The 25033-nt window shown below is 72.4% G+C and carries 22 protein-coding genes; 14 read left to right on the forward strand and 8 right to left on the reverse strand.

Going from position 1 to position 25033, the window contains the following annotated elements; all coding sequences use genetic code 11:
• From ACFRCG_RS16525 to ACFRCG_RS16560, 8 genes are all read left to right on the forward strand, one after another.
• Entirely contained in the window at positions 1-714 is a 714-nt protein-coding gene (locus ACFRCG_RS16525) for a hypothetical protein (RefSeq protein WP_380032063.1), read from the forward strand.
• Between the two features lie 201 nt (positions 715-915).
• A complete protein-coding gene (locus tag ACFRCG_RS16530) occupies positions 916-1665 on the forward strand; it encodes a hypothetical protein (protein WP_380032065.1) in 750 nt (249 codons plus the stop codon).
• Between the two features lie 129 nt (positions 1666-1794).
• The gene (locus tag ACFRCG_RS16535) at positions 1795-2373 is read left to right on the forward strand and encodes a PadR family transcriptional regulator (RefSeq protein ID WP_380032067.1); all 579 of its coding nucleotides are present in this window, start codon (positions 1795-1797) and stop codon (positions 2371-2373) included.
• On the forward strand, positions 2370-3131 hold the full coding sequence (locus ACFRCG_RS16540; protein WP_380032070.1) for an ABC transporter ATP-binding protein: 762 nt from the start codon (positions 2370-2372) through the stop codon (positions 3129-3131). The genes ACFRCG_RS16535 and ACFRCG_RS16540 overlap by 4 nt, the downstream gene beginning before the upstream one ends.
• Entirely contained in the window at positions 3128-5983 is a 2856-nt protein-coding gene (locus ACFRCG_RS16545; RefSeq protein ID WP_380032072.1) for an FtsX-like permease family protein, read from the forward strand. Before ACFRCG_RS16540 ends, ACFRCG_RS16545 begins: the two co-directional genes overlap by 4 nt.
• Before the next feature lie 27 nt (positions 5984-6010).
• Positions 6011-6544 carry a bacterial proteasome activator family protein gene (locus ACFRCG_RS16550; protein ID WP_078976350.1) on the forward strand — a complete coding sequence of 178 codons (534 nt, stop codon included), beginning with the start codon at positions 6011-6013 and terminating at the stop codon, positions 6542-6544.
• A gap of 217 nt (positions 6545-6761) precedes the next feature.
• Positions 6762-7907, forward strand: a complete 1146-nt coding sequence (locus tag ACFRCG_RS16555) for a protein kinase (RefSeq protein WP_380032074.1) — start codon at positions 6762-6764, stop codon at positions 7905-7907.
• Between the two features lie 388 nt (positions 7908-8295).
• Positions 8296-9867, forward strand: a complete 1572-nt coding sequence (locus ACFRCG_RS16560) for a protein kinase (RefSeq protein ID WP_380032076.1) — start codon at positions 8296-8298, stop codon at positions 9865-9867.
• 84 nt (positions 9868-9951) lie between these two features.
• Here the strand turns inward: ACFRCG_RS16560 and ACFRCG_RS16565 are convergent, their stop codons facing one another.
• The 4 genes from ACFRCG_RS16565 to ACFRCG_RS16580 all read right to left on the reverse strand — a co-directional run bounded on the left by ACFRCG_RS16565 (position 9952) and on the right by ACFRCG_RS16580 (position 13618).
• Positions 9952-10926 carry a phosphotransferase gene (locus ACFRCG_RS16565; protein WP_380032078.1) on the reverse strand — a complete coding sequence of 325 codons (975 nt, stop codon included), beginning with the start codon at positions 10924-10926 and terminating at the stop codon, positions 9952-9954.
• 169 nt (positions 10927-11095) lie between these two features.
• Positions 11096-11899: an HAD family hydrolase gene (locus tag ACFRCG_RS16570; RefSeq protein ID WP_380003263.1), complete on the reverse strand. Its 804-nt coding sequence runs from the start codon at positions 11897-11899 to the stop codon at positions 11096-11098.
• A gap of 181 nt (positions 11900-12080) precedes the next feature.
• Positions 12081-12968, reverse strand: coding sequence for an LLM class flavin-dependent oxidoreductase (locus tag ACFRCG_RS16575; RefSeq protein WP_380032081.1), 888 nt, complete (start codon positions 12966-12968; stop codon positions 12081-12083).
• 50 nt (positions 12969-13018) lie between these two features.
• Complete coding sequence (locus tag ACFRCG_RS16580; protein ID WP_380032083.1) at positions 13019-13618, reverse strand: TetR/AcrR family transcriptional regulator; 600 nt, start codon at positions 13616-13618, stop codon at positions 13019-13021.
• A 196-nt stretch (positions 13619-13814) separates the two neighbouring features.
• On the opposite strand from ACFRCG_RS16580, the gene ACFRCG_RS16585 reads away from it, so the two are divergent.
• From ACFRCG_RS16585 to ACFRCG_RS16595, 3 genes are all read left to right on the forward strand, one after another.
• Positions 13815-15206: an MFS transporter gene (locus tag ACFRCG_RS16585; protein ID WP_380032240.1), complete on the forward strand. Its 1392-nt coding sequence runs from the start codon at positions 13815-13817 to the stop codon at positions 15204-15206.
• Positions 15207-15317: 111 nt separating this feature from the next.
• The gene (locus ACFRCG_RS16590) at positions 15318-16106 is read left to right on the forward strand and encodes a FadR/GntR family transcriptional regulator (RefSeq protein WP_380032086.1); all 789 of its coding nucleotides are present in this window, start codon (positions 15318-15320) and stop codon (positions 16104-16106) included.
• Positions 16103-17317 carry a CynX/NimT family MFS transporter gene (locus ACFRCG_RS16595; RefSeq protein WP_380032089.1) on the forward strand — a complete coding sequence of 405 codons (1215 nt, stop codon included), beginning with the start codon at positions 16103-16105 and terminating at the stop codon, positions 17315-17317. The genes ACFRCG_RS16590 and ACFRCG_RS16595 overlap by 4 nt, the downstream gene beginning before the upstream one ends.
• A 276-nt stretch (positions 17318-17593) precedes the next feature.
• Here the strand turns inward: ACFRCG_RS16595 and ACFRCG_RS16600 are convergent, their stop codons facing one another.
• Together ACFRCG_RS16600 and serS are read right to left on the reverse strand one after the other, a co-directional pair.
• Entirely contained in the window at positions 17594-18391 is a 798-nt protein-coding gene (locus ACFRCG_RS16600) for an HAD family hydrolase (protein WP_380032092.1), read from the reverse strand.
• Positions 18388-19665, reverse strand: a complete 1278-nt coding sequence (serS, locus tag ACFRCG_RS16605; protein ID WP_126640201.1) for a serine--tRNA ligase — start codon at positions 19663-19665, stop codon at positions 18388-18390. The genes ACFRCG_RS16600 and serS overlap by 4 nt, the downstream gene beginning before the upstream one ends.
• 130 nt (positions 19666-19795) lie before the next feature.
• Between serS and ACFRCG_RS16610 the strand changes: the two genes are divergently transcribed.
• Positions 19796-20611, forward strand: a complete 816-nt coding sequence (locus ACFRCG_RS16610; RefSeq protein ID WP_380032095.1) for a phosphatase PAP2 family protein — start codon at positions 19796-19798, stop codon at positions 20609-20611.
• Between the two features lie 30 nt (positions 20612-20641).
• Positions 20642-22303, forward strand: a complete 1662-nt coding sequence (locus ACFRCG_RS16615; RefSeq protein ID WP_380032098.1) for a diacylglycerol kinase family protein — start codon at positions 20642-20644, stop codon at positions 22301-22303.
• A 23-nt stretch (positions 22304-22326) separates the two neighbouring features.
• On the opposite strand, the gene pheA is transcribed toward ACFRCG_RS16615, so the two are convergent.
• Positions 22327-23277 carry a prephenate dehydratase gene (gene pheA, locus ACFRCG_RS16620; protein WP_380003254.1) on the reverse strand — a complete coding sequence of 317 codons (951 nt, stop codon included), beginning with the start codon at positions 23275-23277 and terminating at the stop codon, positions 22327-22329.
• A 116-nt stretch (positions 23278-23393) separates the two neighbouring features.
• Between pheA and ACFRCG_RS16625 the strand changes: the two genes are divergently transcribed.
• Entirely contained in the window at positions 23394-24179 is a 786-nt protein-coding gene (locus ACFRCG_RS16625) for an ABC transporter permease (protein ID WP_380032101.1), read from the forward strand.
• Here the strand turns inward: ACFRCG_RS16625 and ACFRCG_RS16630 are convergent.
• Entirely contained in the window at positions 24149-24973 is an 825-nt protein-coding gene (locus ACFRCG_RS16630) for a Bro-N domain-containing protein (protein ID WP_380032104.1), read from the reverse strand. The two genes, ACFRCG_RS16625 and ACFRCG_RS16630, sit on opposite strands and share 31 nt — an antisense overlap.
• Positions 24974-25033 lie beyond the last annotated feature (60 nt).

Raw genomic sequence — 25033 nt, forward strand, 5'->3', positions numbered from 1 at the left:
ATGCCTACCCCCGGCGGCTTCGCGCGTCGACTGGCTGCCGGGTGTGTGTTCGCGGCGGTCCACGTCCTCCCCGGCTTCGCCATGCTCGCGAGCGCGGCGCCCCTACCCGCACCCGCCCCGGTCGACGGATCGTCGCCGCCGGCGGAACGGGCCGTCGACCACGCGGGATCGACCGCGGGCCCGCGCGGTCGGGCGCCCGCCGCGCCCGGGTTGCGGCCCGATCCGCCGGTGCCGCCGCGGCAACCGGTGGTGCCCACCACGCCGGCCGAACCCGCGCCGATCACCGACGCGCCCACCCAACAGGAGTGGGACCGGCTGCTCGACCGGCTGGCCCGACACGGCGCCCGACCGGTGACCGACGAGTCGGGGCAGGCGGTCCTCGACGTCGAGCGGGAACTCCTGCTCACCGGGGGAACCGAGGGTCTGGAGGCGCTCCGATCCTGGGGGGCGGAGATCACCGGGGACGATCGACCCGGGGTGTACGCCGTGCGCTCCGGCGGGCGAGTCGTCGCGCGGTATCTGATGGAGACCGAGCCGAACACCTCTACCGACGCCTCCGCTCCCGCCACCCCTCCGGCCTTCGATGCGCCGCCCACCCTGCCCAGAACCGGCCCATCCGTTGTGAATTTGACTCTGATCGCCCTCGGAGGAGCCGGTATCGTCTGCGCCGGTGGACTGCTCGTCCGGTGTTCCCCCGCGTCGCGACGACGCTGAGCGGCGGGACGGGCGTCGGTCCCGCCGGGCAGACTGTGTGTCTGGCGCATCGCGGATGAAGGGTGCAGGCTCGTCGAGGATGCGGATCGGGAAACGGGGTTACCTTCCGGCAACGTCCGTCCGATGGTGGGGGGAGGAGGCGTGATGTGGTCGATCCGCGGGTTTCACCGGCGGATTCCGCTCGGACCGACGATCATCGCGTTGGCCCTCATCACGCTGCTCGTGCTCACCAACGTCTGGGGCGCCGGCCCCGGGATCCGGGCCCGGCACGACGGGGCCGCGCCCAGTCCGGCCGACATCCCGCCGCAACTGCCCGCCCAGGACCAGAGCATCGAGGCCACCCCGGCGCCGACCGATGGCACCTCGCCCGCTCCCGCCGGGCAGCCGAGCGCCGGTGGTCAGCGGGTCCCGGCGCCCACGGTGACGGTGACCGAGACGGTGGCCCCGCCGGGCGCGCAGGACAGCGGCTCCGGCAACCGGCCCGGGATCGGCGCCACATCGCCCCCGGTCGGCGTACCCACCACCGGCGGATCGGGCGCCACCCCCACCACCGGCGGCGGCGATCCGGGCAGCCCGCCCCCGCTGGGCCAGCGTTTTCGGGTGACCGACCTGCGGATCGTCGCGGACCGGGCGAACGGCTCCTACGTGTGGTGCAACGGGCTCGAACAGATACAGCTGATCGGAACCGTGCTCGTGGACGGGGTCGGCCCGGGCGACGTGGTCTATCAGTGGATCTACGACAAGGTGCGGGTGTTCCCACCGGACATCATGCGCTTCACCGGCTCGGGGCCGCGCCAGCAGAGCCTGTCCGTGCCCTGGCCGATCCCGCCGCAACTGCTCGGTGAGGTCAGCGGCGTGGTGCAACTGCTGATCCTGCAGCCGGTGGCCAACGCCCAGACCCAGCGCTACACATTCGACTTCCGCTGCCGGGGCCCGTTCTCCGGCAACTGACCCCGCGCCGCCCGGTGATCGGGTTTTCGTCGTAGGTCCCTCCCCTGCCCGGCGGTCGTTCCCGCCCGCTCCCGCTCCCACGGGTGTCGGTCTTGCGTGATGAGCATACCGGGTATACACATACTCGGTATGTCCATCAAACACGGCCTGCTCGCACTGCTCGATCAGGGCCCCCGGTACGGCTATCAGCTCCGGAGCGAATTCGAGTCCCGGACCGGATCCACCTGGCCGCTGAACGTCGGTCAGGTCTACACCACCCTCGGCCGGCTGGATCGTGACGGCCTGGTCGCGCCCGACGGCGAGGACGACGAAGGGCACGTCTTCTACCGGATCACCGAACCGGGCCGCGCCGAGTTGCGCGCCTGGTTCGACGCGCCGGTCTCGCGCACCAACCCGCCCCGGGACGAACTCGCGATCAAGCTCGCGATGGCGGTCACCGTGCCCGGGATCGACATCGGCACGGTGGTCCAGGCCCAACGCGCCCACACGCTGCGCGCGCTCCAGGACTACACCCGGCTCAAGACGCGCGCGGCCGAGGACGACATGGCGTGGCAACTCGTCCTGGAATCGCTGATCTTCCACGCGGAGGCCGAGGTGCGCTGGCTCGACCACTGCGAAACGCGCCTGGCCCGCCGGGCCGCCGAGCGCGCGCCGGCCCCGGCGGCCGAGCGGCCCGTACCGCCGCGCAAGCGCGGAGCGCGCCGATGAACGACGCCGAGCGCACGGATGCGGACGCCGGGCCGACACCGGTGCTCGAACTGCGGTCGGTGGGCCGGATCCACGGCCGGGGCGAGGTCCGGGTGGAGGCCCTGGCCGAGGTGAACCTGAGCGTGGTACCGGGCGAGATGCTGGCCGTGATGGGCCCCAGCGGGTCGGGCAAGTCGACCCTGCTGATGCTCGCCGGCGGACTGGACACGCCCACCGGCGGTGAGGTCCTGGTCGAGGGGCAACCGCTCGGCGCGCTCAATCGGCGCCGGATGGCCGCGCTGCGCCGGCGCCGCATCGGCTACGTCTTCCAAGACCTCAACCTGGTCCCGGCGCTGACCGCGGTGGAGAACGTCGCGCTGCCGCTCGAACTCGACGGCGCCTCGATCCGCCGGGCCCGGCAGGCCGCGCAGGCGGCACTGACCGAGGTCGGCCTCGAACACTTCGGCGACCGCTTCCCCGACGACATGTCCGGCGGGCAGCAACAACGCGTGGCGATCGCCCGGGCGTTGGTGGGCGAGCGCCGGCTGCTGCTGGCCGACGAGCCGACCGGCGCGCTCGACTCCACCACCGGCGAGGCGGTGTTGCGGGTGTTGCGCGCGCGAAGCGACGCGGGCGCGGCGGTGGTCCTGGTGACCCACGAGGCCCGGCACGCGGCCTGGGCGGACCGGATCGTGTTCCTGCGCGACGGCCGCCTGGTGGACGACACCGGATCCGCGGCCTCCGCCGATTCGTTGCTCTCCCGGGGCGGTGCGCGATGAGCGTCGGCTCGTGGCGGGCCTGCCTGCGGATCGCCCGGCGGGACGCGTTGCGGGCCAAGGGGCGCAGCGCCCTGATCGTGGCGATGATCGCCGTCCCCGTGCTGGGGATGAGCGCGGCCGACGTGACCTGGCGCAGCGCGCAACTCGACACCGACGAACTGATCTCGCGCACGCTCGGACAGGCGGACGCGCGGGTGCGCGATCCCGCGCAGGACCACGGCTCGCGGATCCCCGGCCGCCTTCCCACCGCGATTCGCCAGGACCCCGAAGGCGACGACTGGCAGACCGTCCCCCACGAGACGGGGTCGCCGCCCTCCCCGTCCCCGCCCTCCGGCGCACCATCGGGGGGTGCGGCGTCGACCGGTACACCCGCGGCGGCGGACCCGGTCTCGGTGATACCGGGGATCACCGAGACCCTGACCGACCGCAGCGCCTACGCGATGGTGTCCACCGCGCACGGTCGAAGCGGCGTGCCGGTGCACGAGTTCGACTACACCAGGCCGCTCGCGAAGGGCATGGTCCTCCAGCGCGAGGGGCGAGCCCCGGCCGCCCGGGACGAGGTGGTCGTCACCCGACGACTGGGCCGCTCGGCCGGCTACCGGGTCGGTGGACGACTGACCGAGTTGGGCACCGGACGCACCTACCGGATCGTGGGCACCGTCGACCTGCCGCAGGACCTGCGGGCGATCACGGTGTTCGCCCTGCCGGGTGCCCTGATCGACGCACTGTCGTCGGGCTCCCCGGCGTACGCGCCCGTCGAGCCGGAGACCGCCACGCTGATCCGGGTCCCCGGCGGCATGCCGTGGAGCCGGGTCGTGGAAGCGAATCGGCACGGACTCCTGGTCAGATCCGCCGAGGTGTTGCGGCATCCGCCGGCCCGGTCGCAGCTGTCGTTGTGGACCCCGCGACAGTGGGCCGACTCGCACGCGCTGCGGCTCGGCGGCATCGGCCTGGGGCTCGGGCTGTTGGAGATGATCCTGCTGGCGGGCCCCGCCTTCGCCGTGGGCGCCCGCCGCAGGCGGCGCGAACTCGGACTGATCGGTGTGGCGGGCGGCGGCCGTCGGCACATCGGCGGGGTGGTCCTCGGCGGTGGGGTGGTGCTCGGCGCGGTCGGCGCGCTGCTCGGCACCACGCTGGGCCTGGTGGTCGCGGCCCTGACGCGGCCGTGGTTCGCCGAGCGCACCGGGCAACTCCTCGGTCACTACGACGTGCGCGTGCTCGAACTGCTCGGCATCGCCGCGGTCGGGGTCGCGATCGGTGTGCTCGCCGCGCTGATCCCGGCGTGGCTCGCGGCCCGCGAGGACGTCGCCGCGTCGTTGACCGGCCGCCGCGGGGTCCGGCGCGGCTCGCGCCTGATGCCGATCGCCGGGACGACCGGTGTCGCGCTCGGCGCCGCGATCGCGCTGTACGGCGCGGACCGGGCGGACGAGAGGATCATCGTCGTCGGCGTCGTGGTGGCCGAACTCGGCCTGGTCGCGTGTTGTCCGGCGCTGATCGGGCTGACCGCGCGGCTCGGCCGGTTCCTGCCGCTGAGCCCCCGGCTGGCGCTGCGCGACGCGGCCCGCAGCCGACCGCGCAGCGCGCCCGCGATGGCCGCGGTGATGGCGGCGGTGGCGGGTTCGGTGGCGGTCGCGGTGGTGTGGTCGAGCCAGACCGCCGACGAGCGCAACGCGTACCGCCCCAACGCCCTGACGAACCACGTCCTGGTCGGCGTGCACGACCGCGACCCCTTTCCCGGCGGGCCGGTCGATGCGCCGGTGACCGCCGGGCAGATCGAGGAGGTGCGCCGCGTGGTGGAGCGGACCCTGCCCGGCGCGAAGGGCGGTGCGCTCGGCTCGCTGACCGGGCCGTGTACCCCGGACCGGTCCGAGTGCGCCGGCTACCAGGTGCGGAAGCTGCCCGAGTTCCGGTGTCCGATCGCGGACGGCGGCGACCCGGCGCGGTGGCACGCCGATCCCAGATGCGTGTTCTCCTCGCCGGGCAACGGCTTCTTCCGATCGGTGGTCGGCGACGCCGACACGCTGCGCGAACTCACCGGCGCGGACGACCCGCGTGCGGCCGAGGTGTTGGCCCGGGGCGGCATCGTGCTGTTCGAGGACGGCTACATCGGCCCGGACAACACGGCCGAGGTGCTCACCTACCGCAACGGTGCCGGCCCGGGCGGGATGTCGACCATGGAGAAGCCGGACCCGGCGCGGCCCGTGGTGCGACTGCCCGCGGTGATGGTACGGGCGCCGTTCGGGTTGAGCAGCGGCATCTTCGCCTCGCCGGCGGCGGCGGCCACGCTCGGCGCGACCCCCGAACCGGTCGGTGCGGTCTACGACGCCGGGCGTTCGCCCTCGGACGCGCAAAAGCAGCGCCTGGAGGAGAGCCTGGCCCGGATCTCCGACCGCACCTTCCTGTTCATCGAACGCGGATTCCAGGGCAAGGACGACGTGCGCCTGCTGCTGCTCGCGGTGTTCGCGCTGGTGATCACCATCGGCGCGTCGGGGGTCGCCACCGGCCTCGCCCTCGCCGACGCGCGGCAGGACCTGGCCACGCTCGGTGCGGTGGGCGCGCCACCGGGTGTGCGGCGCCGGTTGTCCGCGTTCCAGAGCGGGGTGATCGCCTTCCTGGGTACCGCGCTCGGCCTGGTCGTGGGGGTGCTCGCGGGAGTGGTCGTGCGTCGGGGCCAGCGCGCGGCCCTGTGGGACACGCTGCCCCCCGCCATCCAGGACAGGCTGCACGCTCCCACGGTGGTGGTCCCGTGGTCGCGGCTCGCGCTCGCGCTCGTCGTGCTGCCGCTGCTCGCGGGCCTGCTCGCGGCGCTTTTGACACGATCGCGTGCGGTGCTGCGCGGGAGGACGGCATAACCCTCCGGCGCTCCTAGGATGAGATGCATGGATACGCCGAACAGCGAAGCGAATGGTGAGAACCCGCAGGTGGTGATCGTCGGGCCGGATGGCATGGCGCTCGGCGGCGGCCTCGGTGAAGAGGGCGGTGAACTCGCGGTGACCGACATGGTGGAACAGCCCGCGAAGGTCATGCGCATCGGAAGCATGATCAAGCAGCTCCTCGAGGAGGTGCGCGCGGCTCCCCTCGACGAGGCGAGCCGGGTGCGCCTGAAGGAGATCCACGCCAGCTCGATCAAGGAACTGGAGAAGGGGCTCGCCCCGGAACTGGTCGAGGAGCTGGAGCGCCTGTCGCTTCCGTTCACCCACGACTCGGTGCCCAGCGAGTCCGAGCTGCGGATCGCGCAGGCACAATTGGTGGGATGGCTCGAAGGGCTGTTCCACGGCATCCAGACCGCGCTGTTCGCCCAGCAGATGGCGGCGCGCGCGCAGCTGGAGACGATGCGTCGGGCGCTGCCGCCCGGCGTGGGACCCGGGGGGCAGGGCGAGCCGCCGCACACCCAGTCGGGCCCGTATCTCTAGCCTTCGGCATCGTCCGGAGCCCTCGGGATCGTTCGGACGACGAGTGCGGACACCCACCGTCGCGGGGCGCACCGGGGCGGCACCTGCCCGGTGCCGCCCCGGTGCGCTCGCGTCGGGTCTCTGACAGGCTGTCGGCGGTACGACGGGAGCGCTGTTCGGTAGGTCGACTCGCGGGGCCGTCGTGCCCGAGTCGTGAAGCGTGGAGGGCGGCCTGACGGTGACCGTTTCGGGGGACCCGGCTCGGGCGAGCGGGCGCGTCTTCGGTGGCGGGCGGTATCGCACCGGACGGCGGATCGGCGGCGGCGGAATGGCCGTGGTGCACGAGGCGCACGACCTGATGCTCGACCGGCTCGTCGCGGTCAAACGGCTGCGCAGCGACCTGGCCGAGGACACCGTCGCGCGTTCGCGCTTCGCCCGCGAGGCCGAGCACGCGGCCGCGCTGGACCATCCCACCATCGTCCGCGTGTTCGACACCGGCGCCGATCCCGGCGAGGACGGGGTCCTGGTGCCGTGGATCGTGATGGAGCTGGTGCGCGGGATCACCCTGCGCGACCTGCTGGAGGCGCACGGCCCGGTGCCCTGGCCGCGTGCGCTCGCGATCACCGCCAAGGTGCTCGACGCGCTGGAGTACAGCCACGATCGCGGCCTGGTGCATCGCGACATCAAGCCGGTCAACGTGATGATCACCCCGGACGGCGCGGTCAAGGTGATGGACTTCGGCATCGCCCGCGCCCTGTTCGTCACCGACGGCGCGCTGACCGACCCCGGTCGGATCATGGGCACCCCGCAATACTTCTCGCCCGAGCAGGCGTTCGGGCATCCCGCCTCCACCCGCAGCGACCTGTACTCGGTGGGCTGTCTGCTGCACGAGCTGCTGGTCGGCGTGCCGCCGTTCGACGGCGGTACCGCGGTGCACATCGCGTACCGGCACATGCGCGAGGATCCGACCCCGCCGTCGGCGTACCGCCCGGACCTGCCGGGAGCGGTCGACGACCTGGTGCTGCAAGCGCTGCGCAAGGACCCGCACCTGCGCTTCGACACCGCCGGGCGGATGCGCGAGTCGGTGCGGCGGATCCTGCCGGAGAACGTCTGGGACTCGGTCCTGTACGGCGCGGGCGGGCCACCGCCGGCCGGGCCGGGGCCGACACCGACGCCCGTGCCGATGGGGCACCGCCCGGGCCGCCCGCCGATCGGTGGTCCGCCGTGGGCGCGGGTGTTGTCCGGATTCGGGCCGCGAGCGCGTTCGGCGGGCGCGCACAGCGCGCCCGGCGGGCACGGTCGCCGGGCCGGCGCCGGTGCCGCGTTCGCGGCGACGGTGCTCGGCGTACTGGCCGTGCTCGCGTCCATCCTGATGCTGCGCTGAACCCGGCGCCGCGCCGAGCGGGTCGTCCGGCCCGCGGAAGCCCTCGGCCGGGAATCCGGAATCCCGTTACCATGGCCTCTCCGCACCGGAGTACCGCCGATCCCGGTATCGTTTCGGGACTTGACGCGAGGATGCACCACATTTCATCAGCACATGGGCGCGGGCCCAAGCCCCGGCGCCACGTGAGGGGACTGTCGAGGATGATCGCCGAGTCCCCGGTCACAACCCCGACGCCCGAGACGGCGTGCCTTTGTGGCCGGCCGATCGTTGGAACCGTCGTGCTCCCCCGCTCCCGTGGTGTTTTCCGCTCCCCCCTGCTCGCGGCGGACCGCATCGCCACAGTTCGGCGGCCCCGAGCGGGTCGCCCCGACGCGCAGGGCGAGGAGCGATGACCGCGCCGCAGGGACCGGACGACCGCGAGGCGTCCGGCACACAGGTGAAGACGGTCGGATCCGGCCGCTACGAACTCGGTCGCCAACTCGGTCGAGGCGGCATGGCCGAGGTGCTGATGGCCCACGACGTGCGGCTCGGCCGTACGGTCGCGGTCAAGACACTGCGTCCGGACTTGGCCCAGGACCCGGTCGCCCGCTCGCGGTTCGGCCGCGAGGCGCAAAACGCCGCGTCGCTGAACCACCCCGCGATCGTGTCCGTCTACGACACCGGCGAGGACCGGGTCGGCAACGAGCTGGTGCCGTTCATCGTGATGGAGTGCGTCGAGGGTCGCACCGTCCGGGAACTGCTCGGCGAAGGCAACCCGATACCGCTGGAACAGGCGCTGCGGGTCACCGAGGGGATCCTGGAGGCGCTGGAGTACAGCCACCGCCACGGCATCATCCACCGCGACATCAAGCCCGCGAACGTGATCATCACCAACTCGGGCGCGGTCAAGGTGATGGACTTCGGGATCGCCCGCGCGATGCACAGCGCGGCGACCACGATGACCCAGACCGGCATGGTGATGGGCACGCCGCAGTACCTGTCGCCGGAACAGGCCCTGGGCCGGACCGTCGACGCGCGCAGCGACCTGTACTCCAGCGGTTGCCTGCTCTACGAACTGCTGGCGCTGCGTCCGCCGTTCAACGGGGACACCCCGCTGTCCGTGGTCTACCAGCACGTGCAGGACGATCCGCGCCCGCCGTCGATGATGGATCCGCGGGTGCCGCCGCACCTGGACGCGATCGCGTTGAAGGCGCTGGCCAAGAACCCGGACGACCGTTACCAGACGGCCGACGAGATGCGGATGGACATCCGCCGCGCGCTGGCCGGTCAGCAGGTGTCGGTGGCGGTTCCGCCGCGGGTGCCGAACCAGCAGGGTCAGCGGCCCGAGTTCGGCTCGTGGAGCCAGGTGGCCCCCGGGGCGACGGCGGTGTCGCCGCAGACCGGATCGGCCGAGGCCACCGCGGCGATGCCGCCGTTGGCGGGCCGGCCGCCGGGCGGCGCGCAACAAGCGGGCGCCAACGACGGCGGTACCGGGCAACTGCCGATCGTGGCACCCGCGTCGGAGCGGCCCAAGCGCAAGCTGCCGATCTACCTGGTGGCCGCGCTCGCGGTCGTCCTGATCGCGATCGGCGCGGTGTTCCTGGTCAAGGGCCTTCCGGGCGGCGGCGACAGTCCGTCGAAGACGGACGAGAAGCAGGGCGGCCAGACCACCGGCGGCGAAGGCGCGCAACCGGCGGCCTCGGTCGGCGCCACCACGGACACCAACAACAAGTCGACCGCGAGCACACCGCCGAGCAGCCCGCAGCAGACCTGGCGGTCCACCCCGACGCCGACGAACACGTGGCGCGATCCGGGCGGGGCCTCGTCGGGGCAGTCCCACGCGCCGAGTTCGCCGCCGCCCACCAAGCCGTCGGAGACCGGCAAGGCGACGTCGTCGGCCACCACGAAGCCCGGCGACAACACCTCGGGAAGTTCGGCCGGCGGCGGCACGCCGCCGGCGAGCAGCGGTACCACCAACTGACGTCCCAGGACGCGGAACCCGCGCGGGTCACCATCGGTGACGCGCGCGGGTTCTTGTTTCCCGGGAGGGGTGCCGCTCGCCCGCTCAGCCCAGGAAGGCTTCCAGCACCTCGTCGTAGGCCATCGTCCACCACACGATCAGCGCGGCGGAGGCGGGAAACAACGGGGCACAGCGCGGGTCGTGTTCGAGGTAGTGCCGGGTGAGCATCCAGAAGTCGTTCAGCCGCTCCCACCACAACCGGTGTACGGCGGCGGCGAGTTGGGTCGGCCCCGGATCCAGGGTCGCCCGGTATCCGCCGACGAAGCCGCGCACCCGGTCGAGGTCGAGCGTGCCCGAGATGCGGTCGGTGAAGAAGATCAGCGCGGCCCGGACCAGTTCCTCGGTGTGGGGCAGCGCGGCGAGCCGGTCCCAGTCGATGATCGCCACCGGGTCGTTGCCCTGGTAGAGCACGTTGAGCGGGTGGAAGTCGCCGTGCACGTAGCCCGTATGCGGTGCGTCGTGGTCGCGCGGTCGCCGGTGCGCGTGTCGCAGCAGCAGCGCGCGCCGCTCGATCAGGCGCAGTTCGGCGAGCCGGTCGAAGGAGTCGCTCTCGGGTCGGGCCCGGATCCCGGTGAGCAGGCGCTCGATGGTGGCCAGGGATTCGTGCGGGTCGGCGGTGGGGACGAGGAGCGGCTGCTGGATGGGAGGCAGCAGGCGCGGCAGCGTGACATGTACGCCGCCGAGCAGCGCGCCCACCCGCGCACACCCCCGGGCGTCGAGGTCGGTGCCGCGCCGATGGATGCCGTCCACCCAGGGATACAGGGCGAACCAGCGGCCGCGCGAGGACAGCACGGTGCGCCCGCGCCGGTCGGTCACCGGTGCGATCGCGGGTATGCCGCAGGCGGCGAGCCGCTGCGTGGTCCGGTGCTGGAACCGGATCGTGTCGGGTCGTTGGTCCAGATAGTGCTTGAGAAACCAGCGTCCCCTGGTGGTGACGACCTCGTAGCCTCGGTTGAGCAGGCCCTCGGCGATGGGCCGGAACGAGAGGGCCTGGCCGACCCGATAGCGGTCGATCGTCACAGCCAGTGGGGACCCTGGCCGGGAGGGGGAGTACACGGCGTCAATCTATGTCACGGAAAGCAATCAGGTAACTACTCTGTGCAACCTTCACGCGTAAGCGTGTCTTCGGCGTCACGCGTTCGTGGAGCCGGTTGGTCCGTACACCGAAACCGGCCGCCATGCCGCCCTCTCAGCCGAACAACTTTTCCAATACCTCGGCCACGCCATCGTCCTGATTGCTTCCGGTATGCCGGGTCACCGCCGCCAGCACGTCGGGATGTGCGTTGGCGACCGCGTACGCCTGTCCGGCCCAGGCGAGCAGCGGCAGGTCGTTGGGCATGTCGCCGAACGCCACCACGTCCTCGGTCCGGATACCGCGCTGCGCGCAGAACCAGGCCAGCGTACTGGCCTTGCTGATGCCGAGGGCACTGATCTCGACGAGAGCGATCGAGGAAGAGTGGGTGAACTCCGCGTACGCTCCCGCCCGGTCGCGGGCCAGCGCGAGGAACACGTCGGGGTCGAGGCTGTGATGTCGGGCGAGCAGCTTGAGCACCGGGCCGGTCAGCAGCTCCTCGACCGGGCCCACCGCGTGCACGATCGACACGTCGCGTTCGAGCGCGGGATAGCTCGGCTCGTGCATGAAGCCGGTCTCGGTCTCCACCGCGAAGCTGACGTCGGGCACCGCCTCGCGCAACAGCCGGCTGACCTTGCGCGCGGCGGTGACGTCCATCGTGTGGGTGCCCACCACTCGCTCGCTGCGCAGGTCGTAGACCACCGCGCCGTTGCCGCAGATGGCCAGTCCGCGGTGGCCGGTGACATCCGCGACGCGCTTCATCCAGCGCGGCGGGCGGCCGGTGACGAAGACCACCTCCGCGCCCGAGGACTCGACCAGCTCCAGGGCGGCGAGTGTGCGCGCGGAGATGGACCCGTCGTCACGCACGATGGTGCCGTCGAGGTCGGTGGCCACTAGGCGTGGGCGATTCGTGATGGTCACGGGTACATCCTCGCTCGAAAACGATTCTCCCCTCGCGGCGGTCCCCACCCCGCCCGACGCGGGACGCCCCCGCGGCGCGTCGGCGCCCACGACTCGGACTGCCCCCGGGATCGACGCGCGCGGCGCGGAGAGCGGCGGAGCCGCGGAACGCGGGTCGGGCGACCCGGAGCGAAGCGCCCGATCAATCGAGTTGCCGCAGCCCCTCCTGCGCGATGCGCTCGAACAGGGCCTGGTCGGCGGCGAAGACCGAGTCGGGGACCGGCCAGTGGATCGCCAGCTCGGTGATGCCCAGCTCCCGGTAGCGCCCCGCGTAGTCGACGAACGCGTCCATCGAGTCGAGGGGGCGCTCCAGGGTCGAACCCTGGAGGAGGACCCGCTCCAGCTCCTCCGGCTCGCGGTCCTCGCTCGCGCAGATGTCGGACAGCCGGGCCAGTTGCTCGGCGATCACCTTCGGGCAGACCTCGGCCGGCACCCCCTTGGGGTCGCGGGTGTCCCCGTAGGTGATCCACCCCTGGCCGTGCCGGGCGGCCAGGCGCATCCCGCGCGGGCCGGTGGCCGCGAGGTAGATGGGCACCCGGGGCCGCTGCCGGCCGCCCGGGATCATCCGCACGTCCTCGGCGGTGTAGTAGGTGCCTCGGGAGGTCACGGCCGGCTCGGACAGCAGCCGGTCGAGCAGGGGGACGAACTCGGCGAGCCGATCCGCGCGCTCCCTCGGGGTCCACGGCTGCCCGCCCAGGGCGGTGGCGTCGAACCCGTTGCCGCCCGCGCCGACGCCCGCGATCAACCGGCCGCCGGAGATGTCGTCGATGGCGGCCAGGTCCTTGGCGAGGGTCACCGGGTGGCGGAAGTTGGGCGAGGTGACCATCGTGCCCAGGCGCAGCCGCTCGGTGACCGCCGCGGCGGCGGTGAGAGTGGGGACCGCGCCGAACCAGGTGTGGTCCCGGAAGCTGCGCCAGGACAGGTGGTCGTAGGTGTACGCGGCGTGGAAGCCCAGGTCTTCGGCCTGCCGCCAGATCTTTCGGCCTTCGGTCCAACGGTGGATCGGGAGGATCACAGTGCTCAAACGCATCCGTCGACCATACGTGCCCGGTCGGGGCGACCCTGCGGGCCGGCCCGCCGCTACCGCACGAACACCCCCGCCCGGGTGGCCGCCTCGGCCGCCGCCGCCGCGCGGTCCGCGCTCGCCTCGTCGAGCGGGTCGCCACTGGCCAGGAGTCGGTAGTACAGCGGCGCCGACACCGCCCTGATCACCTCGCGCGGATCGGTGCCCACCGGCGCCTCGCCCCGCTCGATCGCGGCCGTCACGCAAGGTGCCCATTCGTCCACCCGCGTGGCGTAGAAGGCGTGCAGCGCCGACGCGGTCCGGGCGTCGCAGGTCGCCGCCGCGATCACCGCCTTGAACAGCGCGCCCTGGCGTTCGTCCACCAGCGTGCGGCGGACCAGGTGGGCGTTGCTCCGCAGGTCGCCCAGCAGTGAGCCGGTCTCGGTGCGTGGCACCGAGCTGTCCGCCATCTCCACCAGCAGGTCCGCGACCAGGCCGGTGGCGCCGCCCCAGCGCCGGTACACGGTGGTCTTGCCGACCTCGGCGCGCTGTGCCACCTCGGCCAGGTCCAGCCCGGCGAAGCCCCGCTCGGCGAGCAGGTCCCCGGCCGCGCGCAGGACCGCCTCGCGTACCCGGGCGGTGCGTCCACCGGGGCGGACGGTGCCTTCCGACGTCATAACGGGACTCCTGTTCCATTAAGTCGATCCATCGTGCTACCTTCTGAGCATCGTAACGGGAAAGCAGACCCGTTAATACTCTGGATCCGCTCGGGAGGCGCACATGTCCACGCTCGATCACCGCACCAGGCCCGTCGAGGCCCCATCCGTCGCCCCGGTCGGGCGGACCGACGCGGCCGGCTCGACCGGCGCCCGGATGACCGGGCGGCAAAAGCTGGTGCTGACCCTGCTGCTCGGTGCCCAGTTCATGATCGCGGTGGACTTCTCGATCCTGAACGTCGCGCTGCCGGTGGTCGGCGAGGGCCTGGGCTTCTCGCTGAACAACCTCCAGTGGGTGGCCACCGCGTTCGCGCTGACCGCCGCCGGCTTCACCCTGCTGTTCGGTCGGGTGGCCGACCTGTTCGGCCGCAAGCGCCTGTTCCTGGGCGGCATGGCCCTGCTCGGCGCCTCCTCCGCCCTGGGTGGCTTCGCCACGTCCCCCGAGATGTTGCTGATCGCCCGGGTGCTCCAGGGGCTGGCCACCGCGGCGGTGACCCCCGCCGGTCTGTCGCTGCTGACCACCGCGTTCAAGGAGGGGCCACAGCGGGATCGGGCGCTGGGTCTCAACGGTGCGCTGATGTCGGCCGGCTTCACCGCGGGCGCGGTGCTCGGCGGGCTGCTCACCGATCTGCTGTCCTGGCGCTGGGCCTTCTTCGTCAACGTGCCCGTCGCCGCGCTGGTGCTGATCCTCGCGCCGTCCGCGATCACCGACTCGCGGCCGAGCGGGCGGGCCCGGCTCGACGTGCCCGGCGCGATCGCGGTCACCGGCGGTCTGCTGGCCCTGGTGTTCGGCCTCACCCAGGCGGGCGCCGAGGGCTGGGGGGAGCCCACCACGCTCGGCGCGCTGGTCGCCGGCGCGGTGCTCCTGGTCGCGTTCTGGTTCATCGAGCAGCGCTCCGCCTCGCCACTGGTCCCGGTCCGCATCATGAAGCGCCGCACCGTGCTGTGGGGGAACATCACCGGCCTGATCGCCTTCGTCACCGAGACCTCGCTGGTCTTCCTGCTCACGCTCTACCTGCAGGAGGTCCTGGGCTACTCGCCGCTGGCCACCGGGCTCGCCTTCGGTGTCCTGGGCATCGGCACCGTGCTCGGCGGCACCCTCGGCGGCCGGGTGGTGGGCCGCTTCGGCACCCGCACCACGATCGTCGCGGGCGGCGTGGTCCAGGCGCTGGCCACCCTGTCGCTGGTCGCGCTCGGCAGCTCCGGCGGCTGGATCTGGCTGCTGCTCGCGGCCACCTTCGTCGGCGGGGTGGGCAACATGCTGATGATCGTCGGCTTCATGATCACCGCGACCTCCGGCCTGCCGGACGCCGAGCAGGGCCTGGCCACCGGCCTGGCCACGATGACCCAGCAGGTCGGCATCACGATGGGCATCCCGATCATGAGCGCGATCGCCACCGCCCGGATGAGTTCGCTCGGCGACACCGGGCCCGACGCGGTGTTGTCCGGGGTCGCCGTCGCGATCCTGGTCGACTCGGCACTGGTCCTGCTCGGCGCCCTGCTCGCGGCGGTGTTCCTGGCGCCCCGCCGGGACCGCGACCGGGTCTGAGGGTGGGGGCGGACCGAGGTGGGGGCCGGGATCGGCCCCCACCTCGATTTCGCATGTGGTGTGCAGCTACTTGTAGGATGACTGGGCAACCCCACGAATCCAGGAGGGTCCATGTCGCTCCAGGCCGCCGGCAGACGTTCGCTCGTCGACGACGCGATCGACCAGCTCCGCGCCCAACTCACCGCCGGAACCTGGCCGGTCGGGTCGCGCATCCCCAGCGAGAGCGTGATCGCCGAGCGGCTCCGGGTGGGCCGGAACACGGTGCGCGAGGCGATCCGGGTGCTGGTGCACGCGGGGATGCTGGAGTCCCGCCAGGGCGACGGGACCTACGTACGCTCCCTCACCGACCCCGGCGACCTCGTGCGCCGGATCGAGCACGCGGACCTGCGGGACATCTTCGAGATGCGCCGGGCGCTGGACGTGGAGGCCGCCCGGCTCGCCGCCCAGCGGCGCGACCTCGCCGACCTGGAACGCATGCGCCGCGCCCTGGCCAGGCGCGGCGCGGCCGACGGCAGCGCGGACACCCCGGAGCCGCACGACTTCGACCGCGGCGACGTCGCCGAGGGCGAGTTGGACGACCTGGTCGAGCAGGACGTGGCCTTCCACACCGCGATCGCGCTCGCGTCGCACAACTCGGCGATGGTGGCCACGTACCGCTGGTTCAGCGACTCGTTGTGGCGCGCCATCCGCACGGTGGTCGGCGACGGCACCCTGCCGGACGCGTCGCACGCGCTGCACGTGGCCCTGGCCGACGCGATCGAGGCGGGCGATCCGGACGCGGCCGAGCGGGCCGTACGGGACATCCTCGAGCCCGCCGTGGTGGCCCTGGACACCCTGCTGCACGACCGTGCCCCGCACGACCACCCGACCGAGCACCATCCGATGGAGCACGACGCATGAGCACGACCGACCTGCGGATGTCCCCGAACGCCAAGACCACCGCGAAGGCCGGCGGCGGCGCGCTGTTGCTCGCGGGCATCGTGTTGATCGCGCTGAACATGCGAGCCGGACTGTCCAGTGTGTCGCCGCTGGTGGGCGAACTGCGCGACGTGTTCCACCTGTCCGCGACCACGGGCAGCCTGATCACCGCGATACCCGTGCTGTTCCTGGGCCTGATCTCGCCGCTCGCGCCGGTCGCCGCGCGGCGGTTCGGCACCGAACTCGTGCTGCTCGGCGCGCTCGTCGTGGTGGGCGCCGGAATCCTGCTGCGGATGGTGCCCGAGTTGGGCGCGCTGTTCGCGGGCGGTGCGCTCGTGGGCGGCGGGATCGCGGTGCTGAACGTGCTGATGCCGGGTGTGGTCAAGCGCGAGTTCCCGGATCGGGCGGCGGTGATGATCGGGGTCTACAGCGCGGCCATGGTGCTCGGCGCGGCGGTCTCGGCGGGCGCGACGGTGCCGCTGGAGAACACGATCGGACACGGCTGGCAGCCGGCCATGGGCTGCTGGGCGCTGCTCGCCGTCGCGGCGGTGGCGGTCTGGCTGCCGCACGTGCGGCGCCGGCGCGGGGCCGCGGCGGTCGCGATGCCGCGTGTGGCGGGGCTGTGGAAGTCGCCGCTGGCCTGGCTGGTGACGGGCTTCATGGGTCTGCAGTCGCTGCTGTTCTATGTGCTGCTGGCCTGGATGCCGACGATCCTCACCGACCACGGGATGAGCAAGGGCACCGCGGCGGCGATCTTCGCGTTCAACACCTTCGTGCAGATCCCGTCCTCGCTCGCGGGGTCGATCATCGCCGGCCGTATGCGCAACCAGAGTGCGCTGGTGATCGGCTCGGTCGGTCTGGTCGCGGCCGGGTACGTGGGGCTGATGCTCGCGCCCACGGGCGGGGCGTGGCTGTGGGCGGTGTTGTTGGGGCTGGGCCAGGGGGGCGCGGTGTCGCTGGCGCTGACCCTGATCGTGTTGCGGTCGCCCGATCCGCATACGGCGGCGCAGCTGTCCGGGATGGCGCAGGCGGTCGGCTACGTGGTGGCCGCGTTCGGGCCGTTGGCGGCCGGGGCGCTGCGGCAGGTCACCGGGGGGTGGACGGTGCCGATCGTGGTGATGCTGGTGCTGTGTGCTTGCGCGGTGGGGTGTGGGGTGGGGGCTTCGCGGCCCGGGCATGTGCGGGTGGGGTGAGGGGTTTTGGTGCCCACCCGCCCGGCCCGTCGCGTGAGGTGGGAAGGCTGCGGGATTCGGGCATCGGGGACGCCTGCCGGGGCCTCGCGGCCGGATGAGATGCCTCCGGCCTCCGGCCCGGGCTCGGACCTCGGGCCCGGGCGTCGGGCTCCGGCCTTGGGTCAGGGCTCAGCGGCCGGGCTCCGGGCCTGAAGTGCGGGCCCATGCGTCGTGGTCAGGGGCTGGGCTCCGGCTCGGGCCTGGGTGCAGGGCTCGGGTGTCGGGCTCCGGCTTGGGTCACAGGGTGGGGAACAGGCGTTCCAGGACTACCGCTACGCCGTCTTCCATGTTGGACAGGGTTACCTCGTCCGCGATGGCCAGTAGTTCGGCGTGGGCGTTGGCCATGGCCACCCCGTGGGCCGCCCAGCGGAACATGGTGACGTCGTTGGGCATGTCGCCGAACGCGATGGTGTCCGCGGCCCTGGCCCCCAGCCGGCGTGCCGCCAGGGACAGGCCGACCGCCTTGCTCAGGCCCACCGGCAACGCCTCGACGATGCCGGTGCCGGCGTGCGTGACGTCGACCAGGCCGGCGCAGATCTTCCGGGCGCACGCGGTCAGCCGGTCGTCGTCGTAGTCCGGGTGGTACAGGTAGAGCTTGAGGATCGGCTCGGACCACAACTCCTCCCGGTTCGCCACGGTGTGCACCGGCAGCAGGGATTCGTAGCGGTAGCCGTCCTCGATCACCACCCGACCGGCCAGACCGTCGCGGCTGACCGCGAACCGTACCGCGCCCAGTTCGGCGGTGAGTCGTTCCACGGCGAGCCGGGCCAGTTGCCGGTCCAGGGTGACCGAGGTCAACAGCCGGTCCTCGCCCGCGTGGTAGACCTGCGCGCCCTGCCCGCAGACGGCGAGCCCCCGGTAGCCGAGCGCGTCGAACACCGGACGGGTCCACCCCACCGCGCGGCCCGTCACTATCACGTGCCGCGCACCGGCCTCGGCGACCCGGACGAGCGCCGCGCGATTGCGCGCGGAGACCGTGTGGTCCTCGCGCAGGAGCGTGCCGTCCAGGTCGGTCGCGATCAGGGTGAAGGTCACGCCTGCACCGGTTCGAGGACCTCACGACCGCCGAGGAAGGGCCGCAGCGCCTCGGGGACGACCACCGAGCCGTCCTCGCGCTGGTGGTTCTCCAGGATCGCCACGATGGTGCGGGGCACCGCGCACAACGTGCCGTTGAGCGTGGCGAGCGGACGGGTGCCCTGCTCGTCGCGCATCCGCACCTGGAGCCGGCGGGCCTGGAACTCGGTGCAGTTCGAGGTGGACGTGACCTCGCGGTACTTGCCCTGGGTCGGGATCCACGCCTCGATGTCGAACTTGCGCGCGGCGGAGGCGCCGAGGTCGCCCGACGCGACGTCGATCACCCGGTAGGGGAGTTCGAGCCGGTTCAGGAACTCCTTCTCCCACGCGAGCAGGCGGCGGTGCTCCGCCTCGGCCTCCTCCGGCGCGACGAAGGAGAACATCTCCACCTTGTCGAACTGGTGCACCCGGATGATGCCGCGCGTGTCCTTGCCGTACGTCCCGGCCTCGCGGCGGAAGCACGGCGAGAAACCGGCGTAGCGCAGCGGCAGTTCGGCGGCCGGGATGATCTCGTCCATGTGGTACGCCGCGAGCGGTACCTCGGCGGTGCCCACGAGGTAGTAGTCGTCGGCCTCCAGGTGGAACACGTTCTCCGCGGCCTGGCCGAGGAACCCGGTGCCCTCCATCGCCGCCGGACGCACCAGCGCGGGCGTCAGCATCGGCGTGAAACCGGCCTCGGTCGCCTGTGCGACGGCCATGTTGACCAGCGCCAGTTCGAGCAGCGCGCCGACGCCGGTGAGGTAGTAGAAGCGCGAGCCGGACACCTTCGCGGCCCGCTCGACGTCGATCGCCTTGAGCATGCGCCCGAGTTCGACGTGGTCGCGCGGCTCGAAGCCCTCGACCGCGAAGTCGCGCCGGGCGCCGATCTCCTCGATCGTGACGAAGTCCTCCTCGCCGCCGACCGGTGCGTCGGGGTCGATGAGGTTGGCCAGCGACTTGAGCAGCCGGTCGGTCTCCGCCTTGGCCTCGGCCTGCTCGGCGTCGGCCGCCTTGACCTCCGCGGCCAGCGTCTGGGCCCGGGTCAGCAGCTCCTGCCTCTCGTCGCCCTTGGCCTTGGAGACCTGCTTGCCCATCGACTTCTGCTCGTTGCGCAGCGCGTCGAACCGGGAGCCGGACGAGCGGCGGAGCTCGTCCGCGGCGAGCAGCGCGTCGACGATGGTCTCGTCCTCGCCGCGGGCACGCTGCGAAGCGCGGACACGGTCGGGATCCTCACGGAGCAGTCGCAGGTCGATCACGGGCAAAGCCTACCGGGGCCCCGCCAACGGATTTCGCGACCGCGGGGTCCCGGACGATTCCGGGCGTCCCGTGTACGACTTGTGCCGAGGAAGTGAACGTGCGGGACCGGATTCGGGTTATGAATGAACAATGACCTCCTCCCCAGACTGGGTCGGCAGGCGCCTCGACCCCGACCGGCGCTTCGGGCTCAGAATGACCCTGGCCGCGCTCGCCCTGCTCGTCGGCGCGTTGCCGTTCGGGGTGCTCGCGGCGTTGGTGGAGACCAAGTGGTCGCCGCTGCTCGACCTCGACCGGGACGTCGCGACCGACCTCAACGACTGGGTCCGCGCACACCCCGCCTGGCAGCACACGCTGCTGTTCCTGACCGACTGGGTCTGGGATCCCAACGTGTACCGGGTGCTGGTCGCGATCATGTGCGGGTGGTTGTGGTGGCGCGGCGCGCGGCGGCTGGTGGTGTGGGCCGCGACGAGCATGCTCGTCGCGGGGCTGCTCGGCGCGCTGCTCAAGTTCGTCTTCACCCGGGCCCGGCCGGACCTGCCGCATCCGGTGCACCACTCCGCCGGCTGGTCCTTCCCGTCCGGGCACGCGCTGACGGGCGTGGTGGGCCCCGGCGTGCTGCTGCTGGCGCTGCTGCCGCTGATCCCCCGGGTCTGCCGGCCGTTCGCGTGGGTGCTCGCGATCGGCTCGGCGGTGGGCGTCGCCTTCACCCGGGTCGCGCTCGGCGTGCACTACGTGACGGACGTGGTGGGCGGCGCGGTGCTCGGCCTGATCGTGCTCGCGGTGACCTCCGCGGTGTTCGAGTGGTGGCGCCGCGACGCCGGACTGCGCCCGGTGGACGCCACCGACGAGGGCCTGGAGCCGGAGCTCGACGGCGACGATCCGGACCCGGAGATTGCGCACATTCGCCCCGGAACCGACCGTGACTCCCCGCACGGGCGGAACTGAACGATCCGTCGCCGGGTAAGAATGTCGGTCATGCTGACCGAAGCAGGACGGTTCCTGCGCCGTATCGTCCTGCCCCTCGCCATATTGACGTTCGTCATGGTGGGTCTCGGTCTGCTCGTCACCAGGACGCTCGACGGCGTGTGGCCGTTCACCGCCGAGGACGACCTGGAGCGCACCCTCGCCGAGCACCGCTCGGGGACCTGGAACGACGTCACCCACGTGTTCTCCACGCTGGCCGACACCGGTGTGATCATCGCCACCACGCTGGTCGCGATGGTCCTGATCCGGATCGTCGGCCGCTCCTGGCGCGGCCCGCTTTTCCTGGCCGGGGCGGTGGCCGGGCAGGCGCTGGTGTTCTGGCTCGTACAACTCTTCGTCTCGCGCGATCGCCCGGGCGTCCCGCGCCTGGAGCACGCCGCCGCGACGTCGAGCTTCCCGTCCGGGCACACCGGCGCCGCGTTCGCGCTCTACGGCGGGCTGGCCGTGCTGCTGGCGGCCCGGTTGCGCCCGCGCGCGGCGGTGGTGTCGGTCTGGGTGCTGCTCGGCGCGATTCCGCTGGCGGTGGCCGGGAGCCGGATGTACCGGGGCATGCACCACCCGAGCGACGTGCTGACCTCGCTGCTCTACGCGGGCGTCGTGCTGGTCGTGATGAACCGCGCGCTGCTGTCGCCGAAGTCGATCTGGGGTTATCGGGGACGTCGCGCCCGTCGCGAGGCGCCGACGGGGGCCGGCGGCGGGCGGCCGCGAGCGGCCGTGGTGGTCAATCCGATCAAGCTGGACGTGGCCGAATCACGCACCCGGATCGACCGGATCATGCACGACACGGGGTGGGCCGAGCCGCTGTGGCTGGAGACCACGGTGCTCGATCCGGGGGCCGGGGTGACCGCGAAGGCGCTGGCCGAGGGCGTGGATCTGGTGATCGCGGCGGGCGGCGACGGCACCATCCGCGAGTGCGCGGGCGCGCTGGCCGGTACCGACACCCCGCTCGCGGTGATCCCGGCCGGCACCGGGAACCTGCTCGCCCGCAACCTCGGGCTGCCGATCGACATCGCCGACGCGCTGCACGTGGCCATGCACGGGCGCGATCGGCGGATCGACCTGGGCATGGTGGAGGCGAACGCGGGCGGGGACGCGGACGCCGGGGCGGGCGAGGCCGAATCCCGCTGCTTCACCGCGATGGCCGGCATCGGCCTGGACGCGGCGATGGTCGCGGACGCGCCGGACGCGCTCAAGAAGAAGGTCGGCTGGCCCGCCTATGTGGTCTCCGGTGCCCGGCACCTGCGCGACCGGCGGATGCGGGTGACGCTGACCGTGGACGACGGCGAGCCGATCCGCCGGCGGGCCCGGATGGTGCTGGTGGGCAACGTCGGCGCGCTCCAGGCCGGCATGCAACTGCTGCCCGGGGCCGCGCCGGACGACGGGCTGCTCGACGTCGTGGTGTTCGCGCCGTACGGGATGACCGGCTGGGCGCACGCCACGGTCCGGGTGATAGGCCGGCGGCGCGACCAGGAACCGGCCGTGGTGCCGGTCAAGCAGCAACGGCTGCGCCCGATCGAGCACTTCACCGGTCGTACGGTGCTGATCGAGACCGATCGCCCCGAGCCGCGCGAGGTGGACGGCGACCCGATCGGGCCCGGCACCCGACTGGCGGTCCGGGTCCGGCCCGGGGCGCTGACGGTGCGCGTCCCCTGAGCCGGCCCCGGTGGGTGGTCGGGTCAGATCTCGCCGCCGCCGCGAGCGCGTGCGAGCCATTCGGCGGCGTTCGCGAACTCGGCGTCGGAGGTGCCGCGGCGCAGTTGCGGACGGACCCGGTCGGCGCGCGGGTAGGAGCCGAGGAAGCGCACGGCCGCGCACACCCGGCGCAGCCCCATCAGGGCCTCGCCCACCCGGGCGTCGGCGACGTGGCCCTCGGCGTCCATCGAGAAGAAGTAGTGGCCGAGACCGTCCCCGGTGGGGCGCGATTCGATCCGGGTCAGGTTGACGCCGCGGACCGCGAACTCCTGGAGGATCTCCAGGAGCGCGCCGGGGTGGTCGTCGACGATGTAGGCGACCACCGTGGTGCGGTCCGCGCCGGTGGGCACGGTGGGCCGGTCCGGGCGCTCGACCAGGACGAACCGGGTGACCGCGCCCTCGACGTCGTGGATGTCGGTGACCAGCGGCACCAGACCGTACGGGCCGGCCGCGAACTCGCCGGCCAGCGCCGCGTCGTAGCGGCCGTCCTGGACCAGGCGCGCGGCGTCGGCGTTGGACGCGGACGAGAACCAGTGCGCGTCGGGCAGGTTGGCCGCGAGCCAGTTGCGCACCTGCGGCTGGGCGTGCGAGTGGCTGGAGATGGTCTTGATGTCGTCCAGCGCCGTGCCGGGACGGACCAGCAGCGCGAAGGCGATCGGCAGCAGGATCTCGGCGGTGATCACCAGCGGCGCGCCGGTGGCCAACTCGTCCAGCGTGATGGACACCGCGCCCTCGACCGAGTTCTCCAGCGCGACCACGGCGCCGTCGGCGTCGCCCCTGCGGACCGCGTCCAGGGCGACCGGCACCGACTCCATCGGCGTGGCCTCGGCGTGCTCCGCACCGGGCAGCATGCGCAGGGCGGCCTCGGTAAAGGTGCCCGAGGGGCCGAGGTAGGTCCAGCGGGGCGCGGCTGCGGGGGTGGGGGCGTCGGACATGTCGTCACTGTACTGAGCCAGCCGGTGTGCCTGTCGTGCGTTCCGTGGTGTGGACGCGGGGACGCGATGGGGACGCTCGCACTGCGCGGTACCGCCGAGGGGGTGAGGCTGGGCCTGTGGAAAACGCCTCGACGTTGTTGCCGGTGACACCGGCCCTGGGGGTCGTCGCCGTGGTGCTCCTGGCCGTCGCGACGGCGGTGGCCGCACTGGCCCGGCTCGGCCACGGGCGGGCGGTGGTGCTGTCCGGGGTGCGGGCGACGGTGCAGTTGCTGGCGGTGTCGTTCGTCATCACACACGTGGTGGACCGGCTCGGGTTCGCGGCGCTGTTCGTGGTGATGATGTACACCGTCGCGGCGCTGACCGCGGCCGGGCGGGTGAGCGCGACACGCCGGTTGTTCTGGCCGGCGGTGCCGATCGTGGCGGCGACGGGGCCGACCCTGGTGCTGCTGTGGGCGAGCGGACTGGTGCCGGCGAAGGGCATCGTGCTGATCCCGATCGCGGGGATCCTGATCGGCGGCGCGATGACCGCGACGGTGCTGGCGGGGCGCCGGGCGCTGGAGGAGTTGACACAGCGTCATGGCGAGGTGGAAGCCGCTCTGACCTTGGGTTTCACCGATCGGGACGCGGCGATGGAGATCTGTCGACCGGCCGCTTCGGGGGCGCTGATCCCGGCCCTGGACCAGACCAGGACGGTGGGGTTGGTGACCCTGCCGGGGGCCTTCGTGGGGATGTTGCTCGGGGGTGCGACGCCGTTGCAGGCGGGGGCGGTGCAGCTGTTCGTGTTGGTCGCGCTGCTTCAGGTCCAGGCGGTCGCGGTGGCCGTGACGATCGAGTTGGCGGCGCGGGGGCGGCTGGTGCGGGCGGCCTCGGGTCAGGGGGACGGGGGCGGCTCGGGCACGTAGCGGTAGGTCTGCCCGCGCACCGCCGAGCGCATGGTCGAGTCGCTCACTCCGTACTCGCGGGCGAGCCGATAGACCGACACCCCGTCCCGGGCCCGACGCCGGCAGGCGGCCACGGCCTCGGGGGTGAGGCGACGTCGATCGCCGGGTGTGGGGAAATCCACGGGCCTGTGGATAACCCTGTGGAAATCGTTGTGGACAACCTGGGGATCGCTGTGGGTTTCCGAGGTGGGAGGGGTCGTGTTACGAGTGTCTGTGGACAACGGGGCGCACGACTCGAAGCCGGCGGTGAGGCGGGCCACGGCCATGGTGTTGATCTCGACGGCCTTGGTGAGATCTCCGGTGCGCTCGGCGAGATCGGCGATCGAGCCGATGGCGCGGGAGAGGAGGGCGTCCATGTTTTCGCTGGTGGCGGGCGTGTAGCGGCCGGTGCGGCGGATGGTGGGGAGGACGTCGTGGGTCACCCAGCGGCGGAAGGGCTTGGCTTCGGGCTTGTTGCTGCGCAGGATCAGCGTGTAGAGGCCGGACTCGCTGACGAAGGTCATGTTCGGGTTGCCGCCGGGATCGGAGGTTCCGTAAGGATTGCTTACGGAACCCCTCTGAGCTGCGGTTTTCTCAACACGGAGGCTGGTTTTTTCGTCTTGGTCGAGGTTTGCCACCGCCATCCGTGAGTTGGTGTGGTTCAGCGCCGCACACACGTCGATGGCGCAGAACCATGGGTCACCGTCGATCACGGCGACGCGTACCTGGCTCTCCGGTCCGTAGGCGAAAACCTCGATGATGTTCTCGTGGCTCATGCTGGCTCCCTCGCCTCTGGTGATGTGCTGTTTGTCCTGATAAATTCCGTACGGATTTGA

The sequence above is a fragment of the Embleya sp. NPDC056575 genome (genome assembly GCF_042793325.1).
GTDB lineage: Bacteria > Actinomycetota > Actinomycetes > Streptomycetales > Streptomycetaceae > Embleya.

Bases quoted from the DNA above. Each gene is read 5' to 3' on its own strand.
- ACFRCG_RS16595 (WP_380032089.1), top strand. From the start codon at position 16,103: ATGAGCACGACCGACCTGCGGATGTCCCCGAACGCCAAGACCACCGCG.
- ACFRCG_RS16585 (WP_380032240.1), top strand. From the start codon at position 13,815: ATGACCGGGCGGCAAAAGCTGGTGCTGACCCTGCTGCTCGGTGCCCAG.
- ACFRCG_RS16525 (WP_380032063.1), top strand. From the start codon at position 1: ATGCCTACCCCCGGCGGCTTCGCGCGTCGACTGGCTGCCGGGTGTGTG.
- ACFRCG_RS16550 (WP_078976350.1), top strand. From the start codon at position 6,011: ATGGATACGCCGAACAGCGAAGCGAATGGTGAGAACCCGCAGGTGGTG.
- ACFRCG_RS16630 (WP_380032104.1), bottom strand. From the start codon at position 24,973: ATGAGCCACGAGAACATCATCGAGGTTTTCGCCTACGGACCGGAGAGC.
- ACFRCG_RS16535 (WP_380032067.1), top strand. From the start codon at position 1,795: ATGTCCATCAAACACGGCCTGCTCGCACTGCTCGATCAGGGCCCCCGG.
- ACFRCG_RS16575 (WP_380032081.1), bottom strand. From the start codon at position 12,968: ATGCGTTTGAGCACTGTGATCCTCCCGATCCACCGTTGGACCGAAGGC.
- ACFRCG_RS16590 (WP_380032086.1), top strand. From the start codon at position 15,318: ATGTCGCTCCAGGCCGCCGGCAGACGTTCGCTCGTCGACGACGCGATC.
- ACFRCG_RS16610 (WP_380032095.1), top strand. From the start codon at position 19,796: ATGACCTCCTCCCCAGACTGGGTCGGCAGGCGCCTCGACCCCGACCGG.
- pheA (WP_380003254.1), bottom strand. From the start codon at position 23,277: ATGTCCGACGCCCCCACCCCCGCAGCCGCGCCCCGCTGGACCTACCTC.
- ACFRCG_RS16545 (WP_380032072.1), top strand. From the start codon at position 3,128: ATGAGCGTCGGCTCGTGGCGGGCCTGCCTGCGGATCGCCCGGCGGGAC.
- ACFRCG_RS16560 (WP_380032076.1), top strand. From the start codon at position 8,296: ATGACCGCGCCGCAGGGACCGGACGACCGCGAGGCGTCCGGCACACAG.
- ACFRCG_RS16580 (WP_380032083.1), bottom strand. From the start codon at position 13,618: ATGACGTCGGAAGGCACCGTCCGCCCCGGTGGACGCACCGCCCGGGTA.
- ACFRCG_RS16615 (WP_380032098.1), top strand. From the start codon at position 20,642: ATGCTGACCGAAGCAGGACGGTTCCTGCGCCGTATCGTCCTGCCCCTC.
- ACFRCG_RS16540 (WP_380032070.1), top strand. From the start codon at position 2,370: ATGAACGACGCCGAGCGCACGGATGCGGACGCCGGGCCGACACCGGTG.